General features: G+C 39.9%; 14 protein-coding genes. 8 read left to right on the forward strand and 6 right to left on the reverse strand.

What is annotated here, in order from left to right; all coding sequences use genetic code 11:
- Nucleotides 1–86: 86 nt before the first annotated feature.
- Genes B1C82_RS17945 through B1C82_RS17955 form a run of 3 tightly spaced genes read left to right on the forward strand, consistent with a single transcriptional unit; the run spans nucleotide 87 to nucleotide 4,758 of the window.
- Nucleotides 87–1,895, forward strand: coding sequence for a sodium-dependent transporter (locus tag B1C82_RS17945; protein ID WP_086448958.1), 1,809 nt, complete (start codon nucleotides 87–89; stop codon nucleotides 1,893–1,895).
- 5 nt (nucleotides 1,896–1,900) lie between these two features.
- On the forward strand, nucleotides 1,901–3,898 hold the full coding sequence (locus B1C82_RS17950; RefSeq protein ID WP_086449347.1) for an ATP-dependent DNA helicase: 1,998 nt from the start codon (nucleotides 1,901–1,903) through the stop codon (nucleotides 3,896–3,898).
- Entirely contained in the window at nucleotides 3,895–4,758 is an 864-nt protein-coding gene (locus tag B1C82_RS17955; protein ID WP_086448959.1) for a hypothetical protein, read from the forward strand. Before B1C82_RS17950 ends, B1C82_RS17955 begins: the two co-directional genes overlap by 4 nt.
- Here the strand turns inward: B1C82_RS17955 and B1C82_RS17960 are convergent.
- Nucleotides 4,727–5,521, reverse strand: a complete 795-nt coding sequence (locus B1C82_RS17960) for a tetratricopeptide repeat protein (RefSeq protein WP_086448960.1) — start codon at nucleotides 5,519–5,521, stop codon at nucleotides 4,727–4,729. The two genes, B1C82_RS17955 and B1C82_RS17960, sit on opposite strands and share 32 nt — an antisense overlap.
- 151 nt (nucleotides 5,522–5,672) lie before the next feature.
- The gene (asnS, locus tag B1C82_RS17965) at nucleotides 5,673–6,980 is read right to left on the reverse strand and encodes an asparagine--tRNA ligase (RefSeq protein ID WP_086448961.1); all 1,308 of its coding nucleotides are present in this window, start codon (nucleotides 6,978–6,980) and stop codon (nucleotides 5,673–5,675) included.
- An 80-nt stretch (nucleotides 6,981–7,060) separates the two neighbouring features.
- Between asnS and folD the strand changes: the two genes are divergently transcribed.
- From folD to B1C82_RS17990, 5 genes are all read left to right on the forward strand, one after another.
- A complete protein-coding gene (gene folD, locus B1C82_RS17970; RefSeq protein ID WP_086448962.1) occupies nucleotides 7,061–7,915 on the forward strand; it encodes a bifunctional methylenetetrahydrofolate dehydrogenase/methenyltetrahydrofolate cyclohydrolase FolD in 855 nt (284 codons plus the stop codon).
- A 16-nt stretch (nucleotides 7,916–7,931) separates the two neighbouring features.
- Nucleotides 7,932–8,897: an acetylxylan esterase gene (locus B1C82_RS17975; protein ID WP_086448963.1), complete on the forward strand. Its 966-nt coding sequence runs from the start codon at nucleotides 7,932–7,934 to the stop codon at nucleotides 8,895–8,897.
- Nucleotides 8,894–10,303 (forward strand): cysteine--tRNA ligase, encoded by a 1,410-nt coding sequence (gene cysS, locus B1C82_RS17980; RefSeq protein ID WP_086448964.1) that lies wholly within the window; start codon nucleotides 8,894–8,896, stop codon nucleotides 10,301–10,303. The genes B1C82_RS17975 and cysS overlap by 4 nt, the downstream gene beginning before the upstream one ends.
- Nucleotides 10,300–11,043: a 23S rRNA (guanosine(2251)-2'-O)-methyltransferase RlmB gene (gene rlmB, locus B1C82_RS17985; RefSeq protein WP_086448965.1), complete on the forward strand. Its 744-nt coding sequence runs from the start codon at nucleotides 10,300–10,302 to the stop codon at nucleotides 11,041–11,043. The genes cysS and rlmB overlap by 4 nt, the downstream gene beginning before the upstream one ends.
- A gap of 102 nt (nucleotides 11,044–11,145) precedes the next feature.
- On the forward strand, nucleotides 11,146–12,327 hold the full coding sequence (locus B1C82_RS17990; protein WP_086448966.1) for an alpha/beta hydrolase: 1,182 nt from the start codon (nucleotides 11,146–11,148) through the stop codon (nucleotides 12,325–12,327).
- A 27-nt stretch (nucleotides 12,328–12,354) separates the two neighbouring features.
- On the opposite strand, the gene hisF is transcribed toward B1C82_RS17990, so the two are convergent.
- From hisF to B1C82_RS18010, 4 genes are read right to left on the reverse strand one after another with little or no spacing between them, the layout of a single operon-like run.
- Nucleotides 12,355–13,122 (reverse strand): imidazole glycerol phosphate synthase subunit HisF, encoded by a 768-nt coding sequence (gene hisF / locus B1C82_RS17995; RefSeq protein WP_086448967.1) that lies wholly within the window; start codon nucleotides 13,120–13,122, stop codon nucleotides 12,355–12,357.
- Nucleotides 13,119–14,579 (reverse strand): Asp-tRNA(Asn)/Glu-tRNA(Gln) amidotransferase subunit GatA, encoded by a 1,461-nt coding sequence (gatA, locus tag B1C82_RS18000; RefSeq protein ID WP_086448968.1) that lies wholly within the window; start codon nucleotides 14,577–14,579, stop codon nucleotides 13,119–13,121. Before gatA ends, hisF begins: the two co-directional genes overlap by 4 nt.
- Nucleotides 14,576–14,866 (reverse strand): Asp-tRNA(Asn)/Glu-tRNA(Gln) amidotransferase subunit GatC, encoded by a 291-nt coding sequence (gatC, locus tag B1C82_RS18005; protein WP_086448969.1) that lies wholly within the window; start codon nucleotides 14,864–14,866, stop codon nucleotides 14,576–14,578. Before gatC ends, gatA begins: the two co-directional genes overlap by 4 nt.
- A 23-nt stretch (nucleotides 14,867–14,889) precedes the next feature.
- Nucleotides 14,890–16,305, reverse strand: coding sequence for an undecaprenyl-phosphate glucose phosphotransferase (locus tag B1C82_RS18010; protein WP_086448970.1), 1,416 nt, complete (start codon nucleotides 16,303–16,305; stop codon nucleotides 14,890–14,892).
- Nucleotide 16,306 lies beyond the last annotated feature (1 nt).

The raw sequence follows: 16,306 nt of genomic DNA on the forward strand, positions 1-16,306 counted from the left end.
AGGGGGACACTTTTACTGGGATTATAGCCATTCCCCTTTCGGACAGGTATTAAGTCCGAAATCCCTAAAAGCCGGAACAACCCTAGATGACTAAAGAACCGCCCAAGGAAAGTTGGAAATCCCGTACTGGACTCATATTAACCGTTGCCTCAGGAGCGATCGGACTTGGAAATTTCCTCCGATTTCCGGGACAGGCAGTGCAGAATGGAGGAGGAGCATTCCTTCTCCCCTATATCATCAGCTTCATCCTCGTTGGAATTCCAGTCTGTATCACCGAATGGGTGATGGGAAGAATGGGGGGTGAACAAGGCCATAGTTTTCCGAATCTATTCCGTGCCTACCTTTCCGGTGTTCCTCTTAGACTGCTTGGAGCGATAGGTGTTACAATTCCTTTATTGATATATGTCTATTACGTTTTTGTGGAAGCATGGTGTCTCGCTTATGCTTTCGATTTCATAACAGGTGGTATCAGTTTAAATTCAGGGAACGGAGACCTAAATTCTCTTATACAAAATTCTTCTAACCATTTCCATACATTGGTAGGCGCAAATGAAAATGGAAGTGCGGTCCAAGGTAAAATTTTTTACGCCACACTCGCCTGTTTTCTAATGAACTTTATTTTAGTTTATAGAGGGATTGCAAAAGGTCTGGAAGTATTCGCAAAGATTGCAGTTCCTTCTATGCTAATTTGTTCAGTGATAGTTCTTGTTCGAGTATTAACCTTAGATAATATAGAGTTAGGACTTGCTCAGATGTGGAATCCGAACTGGGCAGCACTAGGAGAAGCAAAAGTTTGGATCTCTGCGGCGGGCCAAATCTTCTTTACATTGTCTGCAGGTTTCGGGATTGCTCTGGTATTCTCTAGTTACTTAAAAAAGGAAAATGATGTAATCTTATCTTCCGTTTCCGCAGCTTCTTTAAATGAATTTGTGGAAGTTGCATTCGGCGGGATGATCACTATTCCAGTTGCCTTTTTGTTCTTAGGAGTGTCCGCTACTTCTTTCGGGACTTTCGGAATGGGATTTATCGCGTTACCTTCCGTCTTTGCCTTGATGCCCGGAGGCTCATTCTTTGGAGCAATCTGGTATTTTGTTCTATTCTTAGCCGCACTTACCTCTTCTGTAACAATGCTCCAACCAGTGATCGTATTTTTGGAAGAAGCGTTTCATCTCAGACGACGAACTTCCAGTTTTATACTTTTCCTTTTTACATTCGGACTTTCTTTTCCAATCTTATATTTTAACAAAAACTTTAATGCATTAGACCAAGCGGACTTTTGGGTAGGAACAGTTCTTATCTATATCTTGGCAACATTGCAAATCGTAATTTTTGGTTGGGTAATTGGAGCTAAAAAAGGTTTGGAAGAAGGTCATAAGGGCGCACATGCTCAGCTTCCTAAGTTTTTCTGGTGGGTGATCCAATATATTACGCCAGCATTTTTGCTGATCGTATTTGGAATGTTCCTATACCAAAACCTTGGATCTTATATCAATAAGATGGACGTAGACTGGATGATAGCTAATGCTTCTGCAGGAACGGATCCGCAAGAAGCAAAATTCCAAGCATTGATCTCTCGTTACGTATTTCTTGCAATTATCGCAGTATTCGGACTAGTCTATCTACTTGTGCACCTCAGTTTGAAAGGTAAGGAAGAATCTCAGGATAAATCCACAAACAAAGTGCTACCAATCTTTCTGGGAAGTTTTATACTGATCCTGGCGTTCTTTATGAATATCTTCCCATACAAAGAAACTAATTCCATCAAGAAGGCATTCGGCTCAGTATCTCCTGACTTAACTTTGGATGGAGCGCTAATCATGTGGGTTTCTTTAGGTTTAGTGACCCTTCTATCCTTATATTGTGTGATCAAACTTTTCCGAACCAGGGAAGCGTGATTGACTTGAGTAGAGTAGAAGAACAATTCAAAAAACTTTCCAAACTCTGGCCTGATTTCGAATCCAGATCGGGTCAGATCCAAATGGCGAATAGTGTAGAACAAGCATTTGCAAGTTCTGAACATTTAATCGTGGAAGCTGGAACTGGTGTTGGAAAATCCTTAGCCTATCTTATCCCTGCGGCGATCAGTGCTTTGGAAGATGAGGAAATCGTTGTCATCTCTACTGAAACAAAGGCGCTGCAGGACCAGCTTATCCGAAAAGATATCCCTTTAGTCTCTCAGATCTTAGGCCAAGAAGTGAAGGCCGAAATTGCAATGGGAGCTTCTAATTACGTTTGCAAAAGAAAATTAGGAAATGTTTTAACCCAAGGGACCTTTGGCCCAGAGATGATGGAACATTTGAATTCTTTTAAGGATTGGGTTTCCAATTCGGAATCAGGAAGAAGGCAAGAATACGATGGCTATGCTTCTCCAGATTTTTGGTCCAAAGTTACAAGAGAAGCAGATTCTTGTTTAGGAAGAAGTTGTCCTAACTTTTCCCATTCTTTTTATTTTTTAGAAAGAGCGAAATGGCAAAAGTCCAATCTTCTGATTGTAAATCATTCCCTACTCGCTGCACATATAGCATCCGATTTTAATATTCTTCCAGACTTCAAAAAGATCGTAGTGGATGAGGCCCATAATTTCCCTGAAGTTTTAGGAAATGCATTTAGAATTGAGTTATCATCTTTAGAGATCCAAAAACTTTTACAAGGCGTTTGGAATTCCCAGAAAAAATCTGGTTTGGGAGCAAGGCTCAATTCTCCTAAGATCAATGATCTTACAAATCTTGCGGGTGAAAAACTATTCCTTTGTTTCAATAAGGTAGTTGGAGAACTTCCTCTCAATTTCTATGGTTCTCAAAGAATTCGAAGACCATTAAAAATGGACGGAGGAGAATTAGAAGCAGCATTAGATTCTTTGCAAGAAGCGCTTCTGATAGAACTAAAAAAATATTCTAAAGATAGTGATGAGTTAGAAGAAAAAGAGATCGCACTCGAGATCGAAATGTCTTCCGGACGTATCGGACAAATCGCAGAAGGTTTACATCTTTTCCGTACAATGGATGAGGGAGAAAGGGTGTATTGGGCAGATCCGCCTAATACGAAAACGAAGGAGATGTTCCCAAAACTTCTGACCCAACCCTTAAAGTCTGAAATAATTCTCAGAGAAGTTTTAGAGCCCAGAACCGAAAGTATGGTATTTACTTCCGCTACACTTTCTACCAATAAGGGTGACCTGAATTATTTTGCGGACCGGATCGGAAGATTACCTTCTCGCTCTAAGATTGTAGCTTCTCCTTTTCCTTATGAGAAGAATGCACTTTTATTTTTGCCTAAGGATATAAAAGACGCAACAGAATCTGCAGAAAGAAATGCTGCGGATCTTTCCCGTTATATTTTAAAACTCATTGAGCTCACAAAAGGTGGAGCATTTGTTCTATTTACTTCAAACAAATCGTTAAATGAAATTATAGAAACAATCCGGCCTCTTACTGATCTACCCGTGATTTCACAATTGGAAATGGGACCGGAAGCAGCAAAGAATCGCTTCTTAGCAGAAAAGAACGCAGTTCTTTTTGGTGTATCATCTTTCTGGCAAGGTGTTGATATTAGAGGTGATAAACTCAGGTCAGTGATATTGACTAAACTTCCGTTCCAACCACCGAACGATCCGGTTTTAGAAGCAAGAAGTGAGAAATTAAAGGAGAAAGGTGGAAATCCTTTCAAAGATCTACAACTTCCCTATGCAACTACAGTTCTAAAACAAGGTTTTGGAAGATTAATCCGTTCAGAAAGAGATACCGGGATTGTAAGTTTATTGGATTCTCGAATTTGGACCAAGTCGTATGGTACAGATTTGATCAATTCTCTTCCTCCCGCAAAACGGGTCACCGAATGGAACCAACTAAAATTAGAATATTCTAAACTTCCCAATTATTCTTCCGGAGAAGCAGTATGAAACTTAAAAGCCTGGCATTCTTTTTGATCTCTGGAATTTCACTTTTTGCCTGGGAGTCCAAAGATAAAACAGAAACAATCGTAAACTGGAGAACCGGAGAGATCAGCAAAACTGTAGAAGTAAAGCTCCCTAAGATTACATTTCATCCGGATGATCCGGATTATAATAAAATCGGAACTGCCAAAAATATCACAGAAGCTAGGAACATCGCAAAAGAGACCGCAAAAGAGGAAATTAAGAAATACTTATATAGAAGTATGGAAAATTTGAAATTGGATTCCAACCTTCTTCTTCGCGAAAAAATAGCGCAGGATGAATCCTTTCGAGAAATTTTTCAAGAGATCTATGAAAAGGAACCCATCGAGATCCATAATCAGTTCAAAGGGAATCATCTAATCGCTACCGGTACTATTTCTTTAAAAGGAAAAAAGGGAATTTTATCTCATATCACTCTACCCTATTCTTCTGAAAATTTTCCAGAAGCTCATCCAATCCATAATCCAGCGGATTCTTATACAGGGCTTATAGTAGATGCAAGACATTTAGAAGTTGTGCCTGCTTTATTTTCAGAGATCAGGGATGAAGATGGTGTTGGGATCTATTCTCCACTATTCGTTAAAAAAAGTTCGATAGTGAATTACGGATATATTAGGTATTTTTCGAAAGTGCAGGACGCAATGAAGGAAGATATCGCCGGCTATAAACCACTTTTGACTACTGCGTTAGGCGTCTCAGGTAAGTTGGGAGCTGATCTTGTGATCTCCAACGAAGATGCGGAGAAAATCTTGGCCTCCCCTAAATCCAGGGAGGCTCTTTTGAAAGGTAGAGTTATCGTGATTCTAGGGAAACCAGAGAAGTAAAAACTTCTTCCGCTTTCTTATAAGACTCTGAGAATAAATATGCATATCCCAGGTCTAAAAGTTCCGTTCTAGAAAGTTCTTTTTTTCTAGCTTCGTATTTAGGAATATTTTTGATCCTATCAGAATACTCTGTTACCTTATCTTCATAAGAAGGGATCTCGCCTGCACCTGGAAGTTTTTCCAGGATATTACAAGCTTCTTCAAATCTTCCGATATGAACAAAACATAATCCTAATGAAGCCAGAACATCTCTGTCTTCTTTTAGGCTTTCAGAATTTTCTTTGAATACTTTAAGAGCTTCTTCGAATCTTCTTAAATGATAAAGGGAGAAGAATTCCAGTTTTGAAAAATAGCCGTCGGTCCAATAAGCCTTATATCTTTGGATTAGATCCGCACATGCTTTATGAGCCCCTACTTCTCCACAAGCTTTGATCCCTGTGGTTAAAATGGAATATGATACTGGGCTGGAAGATGCCTTGAAGTATTCGTGAAATAATACTGCGGCCTCTTTCGAGTTTCCTTTTGCTCTATGAAGATACGCACCAAGCAAAGGGGTAAGTACCGTTTTTCCTTCTAAAGGAAAATTATTGGCAGTATTCGTTTCCGTTTCGAATTCGCAAACAGCTCTTAAATGATTTAAGAACACGTTTTTCGGATTCTTCTCCGCTAGTTTGGATACTTCCTCGTATGCTCCCGTTTCAAAGAGTTCCCAAGCGGACTCTTCTAAGGAAAGCTGTGTGGAAAGGGCGGAACTTTTAGCCATACGATACCTCTATTTTTGGTATCGGTTGCTCTGGCTTTTTTTCTAGACTTTTTTTCTCACGCAGAGGCACAGAGACGCTGAGAGTTTTTAAATAGTACTAAAGGAATAAAAGTCCTTTCTTTGCGCCTTCGCGGCTCTGCGTGAGATCGTTTTAAGGATACAATCTTTCCATCATACGAGGATAAGGTATACATTCTCGAACATGTTGCAGTCCGCAGATCCAGGCAATCAGCCTTTCTGTTCCAAGGCCAAAACCCGAATGCGGAACAGAGCCGTATTTTCTAAGCTCTAAATACCATTCATAGGATTCTACAGGCAGGTTTTCTTCTTCTAGCCTTTTAGTGATATTTTCGTAACTTTCTTCTCTTTCTGAACCACCGATGATCTCCCCCACTCCGTCTGGAGCAATCAGATCCGCGTTAAGCACTGTTCTTGGATCCTCGGGATTGACCTTCATATAGAAAGCTTTTGCTTCTCTCGGATATTTTTGGATAAAAACAGGTCCGCCGAATTTTTGGCAAAGCATCTGTTCTCTTTCCGAATTGATATCATCTCCCCAGGTTATATCTTCCCCTTGGGATTGGAGGTATTCCAAAGCTTCTTTATAATCTATAAGCGCAAACGGTTTGGAGATATAATCCATTAGAGGTGTCGGATCTCTTTCTAAAACTTTTAGTTCAGGCAGACAGGAAGAAACAGTTTCTTTGATCACTGTTTTTACAAAATCTTCCTGTAATTTTAGATTTTCTGCATGTGATAAAAATGCGGTTTCTGCTTCTACCATCCAAAATTCGGTGAGGTGTCTTCTGGTTTTACTCTTCTCTGCTCTGAAGGTCGGACCGTAACAATACACTTTATTATGAGCAAATATCGCAGTTTCCAAATACAACTGTCCTGTTTGGGCAAGGTAGGCATTTCCAAGGTCGAAGTATTCTGTAGAGAATAATGTTCCCGCAGATTCCCCGATGGAACCTGTTAGAATGGGAGTATCGATCAGAGTAAATTGATTATTATGGAAATATTTTCGGATCTGGTAAGAAAGTTCACTTCTTACCTTTATAATTGCAAGCTGCTTACTGGAACGTAACCATAAATGTCTTTGGGAAAGTAAAAAGTCTATTCCGTGTTCTTTCGGAGTGATCGGATAATTTTCGGATTCTCCTACCTTCTTGAGAGAAGAAAGCACAAGTTCAAATCCTATCGGAGACTTTTCATTCTCTACTAATTTTCCAGTAACCTCTACAGAAGTTTCCTGTTTTAGGTGTTTGATCTCTGAGAATAGGTCTTCGCCCAAAATTTCCTTTTCAGCGAGCACCTGTAGGATCTTTCCTGAATTTCTCAGACTTAAAAATTGTCTGGCGTTAGATCCTCTCAAACCGTGGACCCAGCCTTGGATACGTACGGTCTGGTTTACATATTCCGGCAAACGATTTAGATCAATGGTGGAAACTTCGGACATGATCCTATTTTAAGCATTCTACCCGACTGAAAAGGATTATTTTCGGATGACATTGGGACCGGAAGCTAAATCCTGAACCCATGACTGCGATTTTACTCGATGGCAAAAAACTTTCCCAAAAGATAAAAGATTCGATCGCCGAAGAGATCAAAACTCTCACGGCATCCGGAAAAAAGCCCCCGAAACTCGCGACTATCCTGGTCGGAAGTGATCCAGCTTCTGCAACATACGTAAATATGAAAGTCAAGTCCTGCCATGCAGTGGGAATGATCTCAGAAAAAATCGAACTTCCTGAAACTACTACAACCCAGGAATTACTTGCAGTCATTGATAAGTTAAACGCGGATCCTGATACTCACGGAATTCTTCTGCAACATCCTACCCCTCCTCAGATAGATGAAAGAGCTGCTTTCGATCGGATCGATTTGAAGAAGGATGTGGACGGAGTTACTACATTATCGTTCGGAAAATTATCCATGGGAGTGGAAACCTATCTTCCTTGCACTCCTTACGGTATGGTGCTCCTTCTAAAAGAATACGGGATTGATCCTGCGGGAAAAAGAGCCGTAGTAGTAGGACGTTCTCCTATTTTGGGAAAACCTATGGCAATGCTTCTTACAGAAATGAACGCGACAGTTACCCTATGTCATTCCAGAACCCAAAATCTGCCTGAAATCGTTGCCCAAGCAGATATAATTGTGGGTGCTGTCGGAAAACCTGAATTTATAAAAGCGGATTGGATCAAACCGGGCGCAGTATTATTAGATGCCGGTTATAACGCTGGAAATGTAGGAGATATTGAAATTTCCAAGGCATGGGAAAAATCCTCTCATTATACTCCTGTTCCAGGAGGTGTAGGACCTATGACAATTTCAGTCCTTCTTCTTCAGACATTGTATTCCGCAAAAGATCACTTTACACCCCCGTTGAAATGAAAACGATGTATCTCTGATGGCTATCAGTTTCGACGAGTGCTTCCAGACTTATCCTCCCTTCTCACCTCCCGCGGATTTGGACGATTTTTGGGCGGAGTCGATCCGAGAACTCAAAGGTTTTCCGGTTAAAAACCAGACCAAGGCCCTGCTCAAAGGGACCATTCTAAAAGAAACCATCTACGATATTTCTTTCCAATCTTACGGAAATGCTACTCTAACAGGCAGCTTGGTGATCCCAAGAAAAAGAGGGGATCTTCCGGTTCTTGTATATTTCCACGATTACGCAAAGGACAGACCTCAAATCATTAAAGGCCTGACAGAAGCTGGAGTAGCACAACTCATCCTAGACCTTAGAGGTCATGGCACTCAGCTTATCCGTCCAGTTTTGAAAGAAGGAGAAATTCCTGATCCAGATTGGACCCCAGGATATTACAGAAAAGGATTGGAAGCCAAAGAATCCTTCTTCTTAAAAGCAAATTACTTGGACGTGATCCGCACGATCGAATTTTTAAGACTCACAGACGGAATTGATGGAGATAAGATCATCCTGGCCGGAAAAGGTATCGGAGCCTCCATGGCATTATTCGGTGCTGCAAATTCTCCAAGGGTCAAAGCTCTTATATTAGAAACTCCTAATTTTTGCTATGTAGATGATACCCAATTAAAATTAGGAACAAGCTGGTCCAAAGAAGTTTCGGAGCAGATTGCAAATGCAAAATCTAAGAAGGCTCAGGTAAAAAAGAATCTTTCTTATTTTGATAGTTTGAATTTTTCTAAGAAGATTAAGATACCAACTCTAGTTTCAGTCGGGATGGAAGATAAAGTTTCTCATCCTAAGTCTGTGTTCGCATTATTTAATCATTTAGTCTGCGATAAAAGGATGCAGGTATATCCTACAGAAGGTAACGAAGCAGGTATCGCAGGGGACAAACAAAATTTGGCCAATCTGGAATTCTCGAAAGAGATCCTGTTCCCTGAATGAAAGAAATTCGCTTTCATAATTCTCTTAGCGGGAACAAAGAAGTATTTCATCCGGAGTTTCCGGACAGAGTCAGAGTTTATTCCTGCGGACCTACAGTTTATAATTTCGCTCACTTAGGCAATCTGCGTGCTTTCTTATTCGTGGATCTTCTCAGAAGAGTTTTAGTCGCTTTCGGTTATAAACCGGATATGACAATGAATATTACGGATATTGATGATAAAATCATTCGCGAATCATTGGCCCAAGGCAAAGGGATCAGAGAATTTACTGAACCCTGGGTGAAAGCATTTCAAGAAGATTTAGAATCTCTGAATATTCAAAAATTAGAACATTATCCTAGAGCTACTGATTCTATTCCGTCTATGGTAGAGATCATAAAACATCTCCAAAGCCAAGGACTCGTCTACGAAAAAGACGGAAGTTTATATTATTCTATAGCAAAATTTAAAAATTACGGAAAACTTTCCAAAATAGATTTAAGCGGAATGAAAACAGGCACCCGCTACGATACCGACGAATACGACAAAGACGATGTAAGAGACTTTGTCCTTTGGAAATTCCCGAAACAGGACAACGAACCTTCTTGGGAAACGGAAATAGGTTCCGGAAGACCAGGCTGGCATTTAGAATGCTCCGCAATGGTGCGTGACGTGTATGGCTCAGGAGTTGATATACATACGGGAGGAGTGGATCTTACCTTCCCCCACCACGAAAATGAGATTGCTCAGAGTGAAGGCGCCTATCCTGGAGAATCCTTCGTAAAATATTGGCTACATTCCGAACATCTTCTCGTAAATGGAGAAAAAATGGCCAAGTCCAAGGGGAACTTTTTTACCCTAAGAGATTTGGTGCAAGAAGGCGCCGAACCCAAAAATATCCGATTCCTTCTACTCTCCGCACATTATAGAAGCAAATTAAACTTTACGAAAGAACGTCTGGAAGAAGCAGCCGGGTCCGTTTCTAAGATCCAAAATTGTATCGATCGTTTATTGGAAGAATTATCCAAGTCTGGAAAAACATTTCAATCTCAAGGTAATGTAGAATTTAAAACATGGGATGAATTTTTAGAAAGCCTTGCGGATGATCTGAATATTTCTAAATTTTTAGCATCCGTTTTTGAATTAGTAAAAGATTCGAATCAATATTTGGATCAAAATTCTCCGAATGAAACTGAGATCTTAAAAAGATTGGAATTATTTTATAAAATAGATTCTATCTTAGGAGTTTTAAGTTTCGAAAGAAAGGTCGAAGTTTTAGACTCTGAGATCGACGAGCTCGTAAGACAAAGACAAGAAGCACGTAAAAACAAAAACTTTGCGGAATCTGACAGACTCCGAGACAAATTGAACGAGTTAGGAATTATAATCGAAGACACCAAAGAAGGTCTTCGCTGGAAAAGAAAATGAGTCGCCAGGAGTATATCTACGGAAGAAGAAATATCCGAGAAATTCTGGAAAGACATCTCGAAAAAGGTTCCGAACTTTCTTTCCAAGAAATTTGGCTGACATCAGGGGCGAAAAAAGAATTAGAAGAAATCCTTTCCGAATTAGGAAACAAACTTCTGATTAAAGAAGCTTCTCCCAGTAAATTAGACAAAATGGCTCCGGGTGTAAATCATCAGGGCGTGCTTGCACTTAGAATACAACTCCATTCCGGAGATAAAAAATCATTCGATTCTCATTTGGACAATTGTAAGGGCCCAATCCTGGTCTTGGATCGTATACAAGACCCAGGCAATTTAGGAAATATTCTTAGAACGGCAGAATGTTTCGGAGTAGAAACAGTTCTCATCCCGGATAGGGATTCTTCAGGTATCACTCCTGCGGTTGAAAAAGTAGCCTCAGGTGCACTCGCCTATCTGAATGTTTTTAAAGTCGGCAACCTGGCGCAAATATTAGAAAAATTGCAAAAACGAAATTTCTGGGTAGTATCTACTTCCGACAAGGGAACAGAAGATTGGTCTAGCATTCCCGCTTGGGAAGAACTAGTGATCCTAATGGGAAACGAGGGAGAAGGTCTAAAAAGGATCTTAATGGAAAAATCTGATTTTACAGTTCGTATTCCACTTCACGGCCATATCTCTTCCTTAAATGTGACAGTCGCCACAGGAATTGTACTGGATCGTTTGAAAAACCGACCAAAGTAAATCTTACTCAAACATTTATTTCCTTTCTGTTACGATCGAAAGAAACGCCCCTTATCAAATTCTAGCTTGCGATTTTTTAGGAATAGTCCCAGACTTTATAGTATGAAAAGATTTTTATCTTTCCAAACTCTGTTTTTATTTTTTACACTTCTAACTTTCGGAAACTGCGAATATCTACAAGATAGACTAACTCCTTCCGAAGACAAATCATTAGCGGACCAAATTAAGGACTATATTATCTCAGCCTATTTTGCAGAACAAAACCATGCTTTGTATAAATTTTCCACCGTGATCCCTAATCTTCAGCCCCAAAATCTTTCTCCTTTATATTTCCAAAGTCCATACTTCCAGAGAAATAATTCTAAGGCTAAGATTGTTCTTATTCATGGGTGGGATTTTGCAGAAAGACAAACAGATCTACCGACCGATTTTAATCAAAAGGTAACAAACCTGCTCGGGACTTGGAACCAGGGACTCTCGTTTATTACAGACAATGCCACACCACCAAGCAGTTATACAGGAAGCGTATATGATGAATTTGAAATATACGTTTTCACTTACCGGACTTCCGACCATATTGAAATAAACGGAAGAAGATTTATAGATTCCTTAAATGCTGCATTCAACTCATCTGACAAGGTAGTTATAGTTGCCCACTCCATGGGGGGTTTAGTTTCTAGAGCTGCAATCCAACACCCAAACAATACTCAGAATGTTATAGATCATATAGTAAGTTTAGGAACTCCTTATTACGGATCTCCCTACTCTTCCCCACAGTATACCGGAGACTTAACTGCGATAGGAGCGATTATCAAATTTATGACAGATACTCCTGGGGGACAAGGACTTGCCTATACAAACGGGATCAGTCCAGGAGTTACGGGTATTCTTCCTACGATTGTGGACGGAACTAACCAAGCATTTAACTACACCTTGGAAAAGATGATCGCAAATACCTCAGAGGATCTGATCACTACCGTTTACGGTGGGGATATGGGTGCTGGGGATTGTGGGGCTGCTGATCATGCTGCCACCTACCAAGCAGCTTGCACGGTGATCACGAACGGAAATCCTATATTCCCAAGTTCAGACGGAATTGTTCCATTAGACTCAGCACTTTTGAATAATAGATTGGCAGGCGGGAATACACATACTGTTAACGCTATGGATCATTCCCAAATGTCATTTAGAAATGAAGGCGGAACCGGAGGAGGACTCACTAAAGTAAAAACACATTTTGATAATGTGTTCAATGAAGTCTTTACTATAGTTAGCGGACTGTAGATTTCGAATTCTGGTATGGACCGGCTATTATAGTCTGACCTTAATACCCATTTCCTTCATATTTTCTTTCGTTTCTCGGATAGTAAATTCACCAAAATGAAAAATAGATGCAGCAAGTACCGCATCTGCCTTTCCTCTTAGGATTGCTTCTACCATATGTTCAGGGTTCCCTGCACCACCGCTTGCAATAATAGGAATTTCTAAATTAGAAGAAAATAATTTTAAAAGTTGGATATCGAAACCTTTTTTAGTTCCGTCACGATCCATAGAAGTAAGTAGGATTTCTCCTGCACCTCTTTCCTGAGCTTCTTTTCCCCAGTCTAACGCATCTCTTCCAGTTTCAGTTCTTCCACCGTGGAGGAATACTTCGTATCTTTCTCGGTCTGGATGAAATTTTACATCTACTGCGCAGACAATACATTGTGAACCGTAAATTTCCGAGGAGGCGCGAAGGAGGTCCGGATTTTGAAAAGCAGCAGTATTTATGGAAACCTTATCCGCTCCCTTTTCCAAAACGGCTTTCACATCATCTAATGTGCGGATCCCACCACCGACAGTAAAAGGGATAAATATCCTTTCCGCAACAGCTTCCACCAAATGGATTAATATATCTCTTTTATCGCTGGATGCTGTGATATCCAAGAAGCATAACTCGTCCGCGAGATTTTTTTCATAAACAACCGCGGACTCTACAGGATCACCCGCATCCACAAGGTTTACGAAATTCACTCCTTTGACTACCCTGCCGTCTTTGATATCTAGGCAGGGAATAATTCTCGCGGTGAGCTCACTCATTTGATAGCTTCAGGCAACTGAACCTTAGAAGCCCATTCAGAGATCATTTTAGCAAAACCGAATATTTTATCTTCGTGTAAAGCAGGAGCTGTGATCTGCAGACCAATCGGAAGACCATTGGAATCTATCCCGATCGGAACAGACATTGCAGGAACTCCAGCCAAGTTTACCGAAGTAGTTAAAATATCTGCCTTATACATTTGGATAGGATCGGAAGTTTTTTCTCCCACCTTGAACGCGGTTGTTGGAGAAGTAGGCTGAAGGATTAGATCTACCTTAGAAAAATAGCCTTCGTATTCTTTTTTTATCAGAACTCGAGCCTTCTGTGCTCTTCCGTAATATGCATCATAATATCCGGCAGATAATGAGAATGTTCCGAGCAGAATCCTTCTCTGGACTTCTTTTCCGAAACCTTCACTTCTGCTTGTTACATATAGATCTTCCAGTTTGCCACTTGGATCTTTTCTTTGTCCGAAACGAATACCATCAAACCTAGAAAGATTCGAAGAACATTCCGCTGTAGCAATGATATAATAGATAGGGATAGAATTAGATAGAAGTGAAAAATCCAGGTCTACAAGTTGAGCACCTTTAGATTCTAACTCTGCCAAAAGAGATTCATATGCTTTTGCAATATCAGGCTCAATCTCGGAAGTGATCTTCATCTTTCCAATTTTCAACCCTTTCCAAGGGAGTTCTTTTACCTTAGAAGGATCGAATGCAGGAATATTTTTAGAAGTAGCATCCCGCTGATCTTTTCCTGAGATCACTGAATAAACATCTATGATACCGTCGATGTCCTTGGACAAAGGACCAATCTGATCCAAACTAGATGCATAAGCTACAAGCCCATATCTGGAAACAGTTCCATAAGTAGGTTTTAAACCATAAATCCCACAAAGAGAAGCAGGCTGTCTAACGGATCCTCCAGTATCGGAACCTAATGCAACTGGCACAAAAGAAGCAGCCACTGCGGCGGCGGATCCACCTGAGGACCCTCCAGGAATTCTTGCAGTATCAAATGGATTTTTTGTAACTTGGTAAGCAGAGTTCTCTGTAGAAGAACCCATTGCAAACTCATCCATATTCGCTCTTGGAATAAGTACAAAACCTTTTGCTAAAAGTTTTTCGATGGCGGTTGCGTGAAATGGAGATCGATAGTTTTCTAAAATTTTAGAAGCACAAGAAGTGATCGTATTCTCTATACAGATATTGTCTTTTACTCCGATCGGAATACCATCGAATTCAGAAAGAGGTTTTCCTGATTTTCTTCTTTCAGTACTTTCTGCAGCTGCCTTTAAGAAACTTTCTTTTTCCCAGGCAAGAAAAGCTTTAATTTTAGAATCTTCCGCTTCTATACGAGAAATCAGAGATTTAATCAGATCGGTAGGAGTAAATTCTCCAGAATTTAAACCTTTTTTAATATCTGAATATTTTAATTTCCAAAGTTCTTTCATGTTTCGATCACCTTTGGAACTACGAAATATCCATTTTGGAAACTAGGTGCAAAAGATTCGATTTGTGAACGGCTTAAACCTTCTTTTGCCTTATCTACACGAAGTGAATTTGCTTCGTTCGGATATAAGTCCTCGTCGGATACAGAACTCACATTTAATTCAGTGATAGTATCCACATAATTCAGTACCTTATTAAAATCCGTAAGGAAATTTTGAATATCCTTAGGATCTATTTTGAGCCTAGATAACTCTGCGATTTTTTGAAGGGATTCTTCGTTTAGGTTCACGGCCTTCGTTCTCCTTTTTTCCCTTAATAGGCGTTCTTATCCATTACACCTTTTAAAGGTGTAAGTAGGATGATTTTAATATCCAACCAAAGAGACCAGTTTTCTATATAGTAGATGTCCGCATCTATCCTATCATCGATAGAAGTGTCTCCTCTCAGACCCTTGACTTGAGCAAGACCGGTAATCCCAGCCTTGACCGCATGCCTTCTCATATAATGTCTATGATCCGTTTTGAATTTTTCGACAAAATGGGGTCTTTCGGGCCTTGGGCCCACCACGGACATATCTCCTAAAAGCACATTAAAAAACTGAGGTATTTCGTCAAGGGAGGTCTTACGCAAGATTTTACCAATCCCAGTTACCCTTGGATCATTTTGAACAGTCCAGGTAGTTTCAGACTGGGACTTGGTTTGGACAACCATACTTCTAAACTTAAGCATCTTAAAACTTTTATTATCCAGACCCACTCTTTCCTGATGATAGAATACAGGTCCTCTGGAAGTTAACTTGATCAGTAGAGCAATGATCAAAAATACGGGTGAAAAAAGAATAATGAAGAAAAGAGAAAATAGAATATCAAAACTTCGTTTGATTGCTCGATTATAACCAAGACGCACAGGAATGTTTCGGATAGAAATTACCGGAAGGCCATCCATCTCATCGACTCTTCCTTTTGCCTTGATGAACTCTTGGAAACCAGGGATTACTTTTAAATCGATACCTTCTGTATCACATGCATCCAAAACGGTTTCTAAACAGTCCCCTTCTGCATTATTTAAAGCATAAACAACAAGATCAGGTTTAATCTCTGATAAAACTTTTTCTATTTTGTCAGTCTTTCCTAGGAGCACCATGTCCTTACGAATGGCTTTGGAACTTCCTGAACTTACATAACCTATTATCTGATAACCGTAGATCTGGTGTCTTTGAACTGAATCAGCAAAACGAGCAGCGGTCTCTCTTGTTCCGATAACAAGCACCCTACGTAAATTATATCCCTTACTTCTAAGATATCTCAAAAATTGGCGGGCAAGAAGATGAAGAAGCCCTATAGAAAATATATTTGTCCCTGCAAAAACTAAAATAAATGAACGAGAAAATCTTTCGCTTCCGAAATCACCTCGGAAGAAGAATAACATAGATAATACGAAGAGTAAATTTAAGAATACTCCTCCAAAAATCGCAAGGAACTCATCTAAGAAAGATAATCCTCTTCTTGGATGATATAGATCTATAAATAAGAAAACGATTACTTGTGAAACAGAAAGAACAGAACCTAATATAAAATAACTTTCGAGATCAATATATGATCTATCTACTCCGGTTGGATCTCCTACATAAAACCGAAGAAGAAATGCGAATACACAACTTCCCAATGAGAAGGTCAGGTCCAAGAAGACGAATAATAATTTAAAAGTTTGGCTTCTTTCTTTTAGCATA

The sequence above is a fragment of the Leptospira venezuelensis genome (assembly GCF_002150035.1).
Classification (GTDB): Bacteria; Spirochaetota; Leptospiria; order Leptospirales; family Leptospiraceae; genus Leptospira_B; species Leptospira_B venezuelensis.